This window comes from Streptococcus pluranimalium (genome assembly GCF_047785745.1).
Classification (GTDB): domain Bacteria; phylum Bacillota; class Bacilli; order Lactobacillales; family Streptococcaceae; genus Streptococcus; species Streptococcus pluranimalium_B.
In genome coordinates, this window is record NZ_JBLOJT010000084.1 from 1 (window position 1) to 8,045 (window position 8,045).

At 38.7% G+C, this 8,045-nt stretch carries 7 protein-coding genes and 1 pseudogene; 3 read left to right on the forward strand and 5 right to left on the reverse strand.

Features of this window, described 5'->3' with window-relative positions; genetic code table 11:
• Positions 1-59: 59 nt before the first annotated feature.
• The 5 genes and pseudogenes from ACMZ6U_RS08145 to ACMZ6U_RS08165 all read right to left on the reverse strand — a co-directional run bounded on the left by ACMZ6U_RS08145 (position 60) and on the right by ACMZ6U_RS08165 (position 4,873).
• A pseudogene (locus ACMZ6U_RS08145) lies at positions 60-1,170 on the reverse strand (IS3 family transposase).
• Positions 1,171-1,263: 93 nt separating this feature from the next.
• The gene (locus tag ACMZ6U_RS08150) at positions 1,264-2,982 is read right to left on the reverse strand and encodes a phospho-sugar mutase (RefSeq protein ID WP_416107790.1); all 1,719 of its coding nucleotides are present in this window, start codon (positions 2,980-2,982) and stop codon (positions 1,264-1,266) included.
• A 101-nt stretch (positions 2,983-3,083) separates the two neighbouring features.
• A complete protein-coding gene (locus ACMZ6U_RS08155; protein WP_416107792.1) occupies positions 3,084-3,656 on the reverse strand; it encodes an ECF transporter S component in 573 nt (190 codons plus the stop codon).
• The gene (coaC, locus tag ACMZ6U_RS08160) at positions 3,646-4,194 is read right to left on the reverse strand and encodes a phosphopantothenoylcysteine decarboxylase (RefSeq protein ID WP_416107794.1); all 549 of its coding nucleotides are present in this window, start codon (positions 4,192-4,194) and stop codon (positions 3,646-3,648) included. Before coaC ends, ACMZ6U_RS08155 begins: the two co-directional genes overlap by 11 nt.
• Positions 4,187-4,873 (reverse strand): phosphopantothenate--cysteine ligase, encoded by a 687-nt coding sequence (locus ACMZ6U_RS08165; RefSeq protein WP_416107796.1) that lies wholly within the window; start codon positions 4,871-4,873, stop codon positions 4,187-4,189. Before ACMZ6U_RS08165 ends, coaC begins: the two co-directional genes overlap by 8 nt.
• Before the next feature lie 149 nt (positions 4,874-5,022).
• Here ACMZ6U_RS08165 and ACMZ6U_RS08170 point away from each other — a divergent pair, with 149 nt between their 5' ends.
• From ACMZ6U_RS08170 to ACMZ6U_RS08180, 3 genes are all read left to right on the forward strand, one after another.
• A complete protein-coding gene (locus tag ACMZ6U_RS08170; protein ID WP_416107802.1) occupies positions 5,023-5,835 on the forward strand; it encodes a biotin/lipoate A/B protein ligase family protein in 813 nt (270 codons plus the stop codon).
• A gap of 61 nt (positions 5,836-5,896) precedes the next feature.
• Positions 5,897-6,235 (forward strand): glycine cleavage system protein H, encoded by a 339-nt coding sequence (locus ACMZ6U_RS08175; RefSeq protein WP_416107798.1) that lies wholly within the window; start codon positions 5,897-5,899, stop codon positions 6,233-6,235.
• A gap of 135 nt (positions 6,236-6,370) precedes the next feature.
• Positions 6,371-8,041 carry a formate--tetrahydrofolate ligase gene (locus ACMZ6U_RS08180; RefSeq protein WP_416107800.1) on the forward strand — a complete coding sequence of 557 codons (1,671 nt, stop codon included), beginning with the start codon at positions 6,371-6,373 and terminating at the stop codon, positions 8,039-8,041.
• Positions 8,042-8,045 lie beyond the last annotated feature (4 nt).

Consider the following 8,045-nt stretch of genomic DNA (forward strand, 5'->3'; position numbering starts at 1 on the left):
GTTCATCAAGGTAAACTTGACAATATCAGATTTTAATTTTCAATGAGTATAATAAAAGATTACGCAAAGGCCTTGTTCCTCATCTCAAGAGGGGCAAGGCCGTTGTGCTTCTCTTGAAATCGTTCGTTATTGTAAAAATAGATATAAGCATCAATATCAGCGACTAACTCCTCAAACGTCTTATAACTATTCAAGTCATAGCACTCCGTTTTAAAGTGACCAAAGAAACTCTCAATTGGGGCATTGTCAATGCACTTGCCAACTCGTGACATAGAGCGCGTCATCTGATATTGTGTCGTTATCATCCGATATTCTCGTGAGGTGTATTGGGAGCCTCGGTCACTATGGATAAGTGGCGAGGCATCTGGATTGGCTTTCATAGCCTTTCTTAGATTCTCCATAACAAGTGGATTATCATTGTTCTTACTGATATGGTAAGCCACGATAGAGCCGTCATAAAGGTCTTTAATAGCACTCAGATAAGCCTTACCGTCGATTTCTGCGTTTGATTTCTTCCAACTTTTTTAGGAGACCTACCTCCATTTCAAGGTAGCGATTGAGCTCTTCTAGTTGCTTGATTTTAAGGTGAAGTTCTTCCTCTGGCGTGAGATTGGGCTTGCTTTCTAACCCTCTACCTCTGCGGTTTAGCAGACCTTGACTCTCGTCCATCTCAAACTTCCTCACCCAGGAATAAACTTGTTGGTAAGAAACACCATATTTCTCAACCGCTGTCTGATAGTCTTTATCATGAGAAATAGTGAAGTTGACCATGTCAACACGTTACTCAAAAGTGGTTTTTCGTCCCTGTTTCATACGACTTAATCCTTTACTAGTTGCTTGTAATGGTTTACCACTAGTATACTCTTTTAACCATCTTCTGAGAACAGAAGTATCTGAAATATTATATTTGTGACAAATCATCCTTAAACTTCCTTGTCCAGAAAGGTACTCATCAATTGCGGTTTGTTTCAACTCTAACGAATAGTGTTTCCAAGTACAGCTTTCCTTGAGACCGTCAATACCATCAATTTGGTATTTTCTCATCCACTCTTTGAGCGTATAGTCTGATACTTGATAGTCTTTGATTAACTGTCCAATTGCCTGGCCTTCTTGATATTTCAATACAATCTCTAACTTTTCTTCAACTGATTTTAGACTTCTTTTTGACATACGAAAACTCCCTTTATAGTTTCTAGTGAATTTTTGTTTTTTCACTGTCTACTATAAGGGGAGTATATCAAAATGAGAAGTCAGGGGGGTATCTTATTTGACAAAATCATTGATTTCTTTTTCAATGTTAGCTACTTTGTCATTAGCTTCTTCTAAAGTGTCACCAACTGTTGCGATGTAGAATTTGATTTTTGGTTCCGTACCTGAAGGACGAACGGCAAACCAGCTATCATCTGTTAATGTGTATTTAAGAACATCTGATGGTGGTGTCGTTAATTTAGTCTTTGTGCCATCAAGCGCAACAGCTTTTTGTTCTGCAAAATCTTCAAAAAGGGCAATATCTGTCTTGTTGAATTGCTTTGGCGCATTTTCACGGAATTTAGCCATGATAGCCTTGATTTGCTCAGCACCATCCTTACCAGAGAGGGTAACTGAGATGGTTTTTTCCGAAAAGTAGCCATATTCTTTGAAGATTTCATCGATACCATCAGCTAGTGTCAAACCACGAGAACGGTAGTAGGCTGCAATTTCAGCAACCATTAGCACGGCTTGGATGGCGTCTTTGTCACGGACAAATGGTTTAATGAGGTAACCGAAACTTTCTTCAAAACCAAACATGTAAGTATGATTACCTGTTTCTTCAAACTCTTGAATTTTTTCAGCAATAAATTTGAATCCAGTCAAGACATTAAACATGGTTGCACCGTAGCTCTCAGCAATTTTCGTTACCAGTTCAGTTGAAACGATTGATTTCGCAAGAGCGGCATTAGTAGGCAGCGTACCAGCTGTCTTATGTGCTTCAAGAACATACTTAGCGATAAGGGCCCCAATTTGGTTCCCTGAAAGGTTCCAATAAGAACCATCAGCTTGACGAACCTCAACCCCAACACGGTCAGCATCAGGATCTGTTGCAAGAAGTACATCCGCATCAATTTCGCGTCCTAGTTCTTCAGCTAAAGCGAAGGCTGCTTGGCTTTCTGGGTTAGGTGAAGCGACAGTAGAAAAATCTGGGTCAACCGTTGCTTGACTTTCGACGATTTGAACAGATTCGAAGCCAGCTTCAGCCAGTGAGCGACGCGCTAACATTTCGCCAGTACCATGAAGTGGTGTGTAGACAACTTTCATGTCTTTACCAAACTCGGCAATCAGGTCGTGGTTGATGTTAATAGTTTTTAATTCATCCAAGTAGAGACGGTCTGTTTCTTCGCCAAGAACAGTGATAAGCCCTGACGATTTGCTGCTTTCTAAATCAGCTAGTTTGACTGAGAAAGGATCCTCAATACCACGGATATAATCTGTCAAAGCAGAAGCATCAGCTGGTGGCATCTGACCACCGTCTTCGCCATAGACTTTATATCCATTAAATTCTTTTGGATTATGGCTGGCAGTTACCATAATACCTGCGATAGCATTGTAATGACGAACGGCAAAAGATAGTTCAGGAGTAGGACGAAGGCTTTCAAAAACGTATGATTTGATACCATGAGTTGCTAAAACTTGAGCCGACTCAAAGGCAAACTCTGGTGAAAAATGACGAGTATCATAAGCGATAGCCACACCACGTTTCTTGGCTTCTTCACCTTTTGATTCAACTAGTTTCGCTAAACCTTCTGTCGCTTGACGAACAACGAAAATATTAATACGGTTGGTGCCGGCACCAATATAGCCACGCATACCAGCTGTACCAAATTCTAAATTAGTGTAGAAAGCATCTTCTTTAGTTGTTTCATCCATACCTTCTAATTCTTGGCGAAGATAGTCAGGAAGCTGATCAGAAGCTAGCCATTCATTGTAAGATTCTTGATAAGTCATAAGCAACTCCTTTTAAAGTTCTTTTAATCGTTTCAAAATTGTTCTAAACGCTTTCAATTATACCATTTTTTATAGAAAAAAACCATGAAATTAACATGGTTTTACTTATTTTTAAATCGTTCTAATCTTGGTATGATAACAGGCACAAGAATTGCAGAAATAATCATCTCAGCAATAGCGTTTGATGAAACAATAGCTGCGAGTAAGGCTTGGATATTCCCTTTGTATACAGTGGAGAAGAAGACAAAAATACCTGTGAGAACGAATATGGTATTTGTTAGAGACCCAATCAAGCCAGAAAGAGCTAGTCCAAACTGATTGCTTAACCACTTGTAGACAAAATATGGGGTAATACCGATTAAGACACGTGGTAAGATAGCAATAATTACCGAAGCTAGATTACCATTATCAACAAAGGGTGAAAAGAGATAGCTTGTGGGTAGTATGATGATACTATTTGTGATTAAACTCATCATTCCCATTAAAAAACCTAAACTTGCTCCAATTCTAGGACCATAAAGTATAGCTGAGATAATCACCGGAATCTGCACTAAAGTTGGTTTGATAGGAATTGGCCAAATGCTAAAAATCATATTACTCAATAGTTGAATAATAAACATAATGGCAAAAAAGATGGCAATTGTCGCTGTTTGGCGTGCTTTATTAGTTTTCACAAAGTGTCTCCTCAATGTTTTTTATGATAATATCAAGATCAGCTAGCGCTCCACGTCCGATATCTCCGCAAGCTAGTACAGCTGATTTGGGTTCAATTTCACGATAACCATATGTTTTTAATCTCTCCATATTAGCTTGAGTAGCTGGATGATCGTACATTTTTGTATTCATAGCAGGGGCAAATAATTTTGGTGTAGAAGCTGGTAATGCTAAAGCAGTAGCTGTTACCATATTATTTGCCATTCCATTTGCAAGCTGAGCAATCGTATTAGCAGAAGCAGGAGCAAGGATAAATAAATCAGCCTCCTTCCCCAAATCGATATGGTTAATACGATGAGCTATTTTTTCTTCCATAATATCTAGATGAACGGGATTTTTTGAGAGGACTTGAAGAGTTAGCGGAGTGATAAAGTCTGTTGCAGCCTCAGTCATCAGCACATGAACCTTATAGCCTAATTTTCCCAATTGACTAGTTAGATCCGCAGACTTATAGGCTGATATAGACCCTGAAACCGCTAATAAAATGGTCTTAGTCATGTTTAGTCACCTCTGTATAGATTAGCTTAGCAATGCTATCTTTCGTTTGAGCTTCTTGGATAGAGTCTCGTCCGATCAACCAAGCCTGGTGGCGATCAGTAGTAATCTGACTGAGATCATTGGCTAAGATGAAATCAGCCTCATTTTTTCTAAGACTTTCACGCGCAACCGATACCAATTCTTCCTTGGAAACATCTACTAACAATTTAAATCCTATCAACTTGATGTCTGGATGCCATACTTTAACCTGTGAGATCAGTTTAGGCGTTTTTTTCAAGAATAAAACTTGGTAGTCAGACGCTGACGAAATCTTACTTTCAGTATTTGTCTTTTCTAAGAGATGAGCAATATCAGAAGTACTTTTTAGTTCATCCAGATCTGTCATATAAACTGGCGTATAGTCAGATACAGCCATCGCATGGATAAGAGCATCATGCTGAGGGACTAATTCTTCTAAAGCACATTGTAAGTTAGCGACAGAGGAAATAATTCTAAGAGATAACAGAGCATGACTTTCTGGTTTAACAGCTTGTTTAGTAGTGACTAGAGTCACTTCATGCCCTTGGTTTAAGAAAGTTTCAGCAATCATTTTGCCTAATTTTCCCGTTGAATGATTGGTGATACCACGAACAGAATCAATAGTTTCCGTCGTCCCACCAGATGTAATCAAAATTTTCATAAGCATATTTTACTAAAAAAGCTTTGATTGGTAAACTTTTTGATGAGTTAAAAGACGATAAGTTATTGAGTTCTGGTTGATCTTAAGGTATCATAGATAAGGTTAAGTATCAAAAAATAAGGAGTTATATCTTGTCCAAGTCTTTAGAAATGCTTAGTTCTCTCAAGCTCGATGTCTTTGGTCTCTATGAGGATGCTAGTAAACAAACTGTCCACCCTTTTGCATGGACAGATACTTTCTTACGACATATTGATCAGCAACCCGCGAGAATGATTCTTCATTTTTGGCCTATGGAGAAAATCGTCATCCTAGGCATGCTAGATCGACAAGTTCCTTATTTTGAAGAAGGTCTAAAAGCCATTAAATCTTATGGTTACCAGCCGATTGTCAGAAATATTGGAGGACTTGGTGTTATTTCCGATGAAGGGGTTTTAAATTTTTCTTTAATTCTTCCCAATGCGAATCAATTATCGATAATGGATGCTTATCTCTTAATGGTGGATATGATTCGGGATATGTTTTGTGATTTTGAAGTTGAAATTGAGCATTTTGAAGTTCCACAATCCTACTGTCCCGGAACCTTTGATTTAAGTATTGGGGGTAAAAAGTTTGCAGGAATTGCGCAACGACGCATTAAAGATTCAGTCGTTATTTCCATTTACCTCAGTGTTTATGGAGACCAAGATTTTCGTGGTCGTTTGGTCAAATCCTTCTATGATAGTGGTATTCAAGGACAATCAACAACGGCAAAATACCCTGATATCGACCCAGCTTGCATGGCTAATCTCTCAGAACTTTTAGAGACATCATTCAGCATTGAAGAGATTCAAGATAGGGCTATTTATGCTCTCGAAAAACGAGGTATGGTTAAACATCAACTCCATTTAACACCAGACTTATTGACAAACTATGATAAATTTTTAAAACAACATCTGAAACGTAACCTAAACACTCTAAGCTGATTTTTATATCAAATCTTGCTATACTAGTATAGTATGAAAGATGGAAGTAGGAGGAGAACTCATGGCAAAAGTAGCAAATTCATTACTCATTACAAAAGAAGACGATCTCTATAGAATTAGCATGACACCAGAATTACAAGATGTTCTGGGAAATATCGCCTACATTGACTTCACAGAAGACGATACCGTTGACGTTGACGACAGCCTTTTAAACCTTGAAAGTTCAAAAGCTGTTATGGAATTGACCAGTCCACTTGCAGGTACTATCGTTTCTCGTAACGATGAGGCTAGTGCTAATCCTGATTTATTAAACCAAACAGATGCTTCTAAAAATTGGATCGTTGTCCTAGATCAAGTTGACGAGGTAGCTTACAATGCTTTAGAAGATCTTAAAAATTAAGAAAACATACAATTTTATCGTTTTTCTTAATTTGCAAGTAGAAAAAACCGAATGTTTATTAGTTTAATAGAAAACATTATGCGTTTTTAGTTTACTGTGATATAATACTGTCATTAATGTTATAAGAGGTGTTTCATGAAATCTGATATCGAAATTGCTCAAAGTGTTGCACTCAAACCTATTGCAGAAATTATTGAAAAAGTTGGCATAAGCTTGGATGATATTGAACTTTATGGAAAATATAAGGCCAAATTATCCTTTGATAAAATCAAAGAAGCTCACTCCAACGAACTTGGAAAATTGATTTTAGTGACGGCGATTAACCCAACCCCAGCAGGAGAGGGTAAATCAACTATGTCTATTGGACTTGCTGACGCTCTCAATAAAATAGGGAAACAAACCATGCTTGCCCTACGTGAACCTTCTCTTGGTCCGGTCATGGGAATAAAAGGTGGAGCTGCGGGTGGTGGCTATGCCCAAGTTCTTCCAATGGAAGATATTAATCTTCACTTTACAGGCGATATGCATGCCATTACGACAGCTAATAATGCCTTAGCAGCTCTTTTGGATAACCACCTCCAACAAGGGAATGAGCTTCAAATTGATCAACGCCGTATCATTTGGAAGCGTGTGGTCGACCTTAATGATCGTGCGCTTCGCCAAGTTGTTGTCGGTTTGGGTAGCCCAGTTAACGGTATCCCACGTGAAGACGGTTTTGATATCACCGTTGCTTCAGAAATTATGGCAATTCTCTGCTTAGCAACAGACCTTAAAGACCTCAAAGAACGCCTTGCTAACATTGTAGTTGCTTATGATACCAATCGTAAACCAATTTATGTGCGTGATCTAAAGGTTGAGGGTGCCTTGGCTCTTATTCTTAAAGACGCTATCAAGCCAAACTTAGTTCAAACCATTTACGGGACACCAGCACTTGTCCACGGTGGACCATTCGCTAATATTGCTCATGGCTGTAATTCAGTTCTTGCCACAACAACAGCTCTGCATTTAGCAGATTATACTGTTACGGAAGCTGGATTTGGTGCTGACTTAGGTGCTGAGAAATTTCTTGATATTAAGACACCAAATCTTCCTAAATCACCAGATGCCGTAGTTATCGTTGCAACTCTTCGTGCTTTAAAAATGCATGGTGGTATCGCTAAGTCTGACTTGTCAGAAAAAAATGTTGAAGCTGTTCGTGCTGGATTTGAAAACCTTAAACGACACGTTGAAAACATTCGTCAGTACGGTATCCCAGCAGTTGTTGCCATTAATCAATTTGCTGCCGACACAGAAGTAGAGATTACAGCTCTGAAAGAGCTATGTCGAGAAATTGATGTGCCGGTTGAACTAGCTAGTGTTTGGGCTGATGGTGCTGATGGGGGTGTTGATCTTGCTAAAACACTTGTTGAAACGATTGATAAAGGTCAAGCTAGTTACCAACGTCTCTACAATGATGAGGATAGCTTAGAAGAAAAAGCACGTCAAATTGTTACCAAAGTTTACGGCGGTAAAGACGTTCATTTTGGACCAAAAGCTAAAATTCAGCTCAAACAATTTGCTGAATTTGGTTGGGATAAATTACCAATATGTATGGCTAAGACCCAGTATTCCTTCTCAGATAATCCTGTCTTACTTGGTGCACCAGAGGACTTTGAAGTCACCATTCGTGAATTTGTTCCAAAAACAGGAGCTGGTTTTATTGTTGCTTTGACAGGTGATGTTATGACCATGCCTGGTTTACCAAAACAACCAGCTGCACTCAACATGGATGTCTTAGAAGACGGAACAGCAGTAGGATTATTTTAAGAAA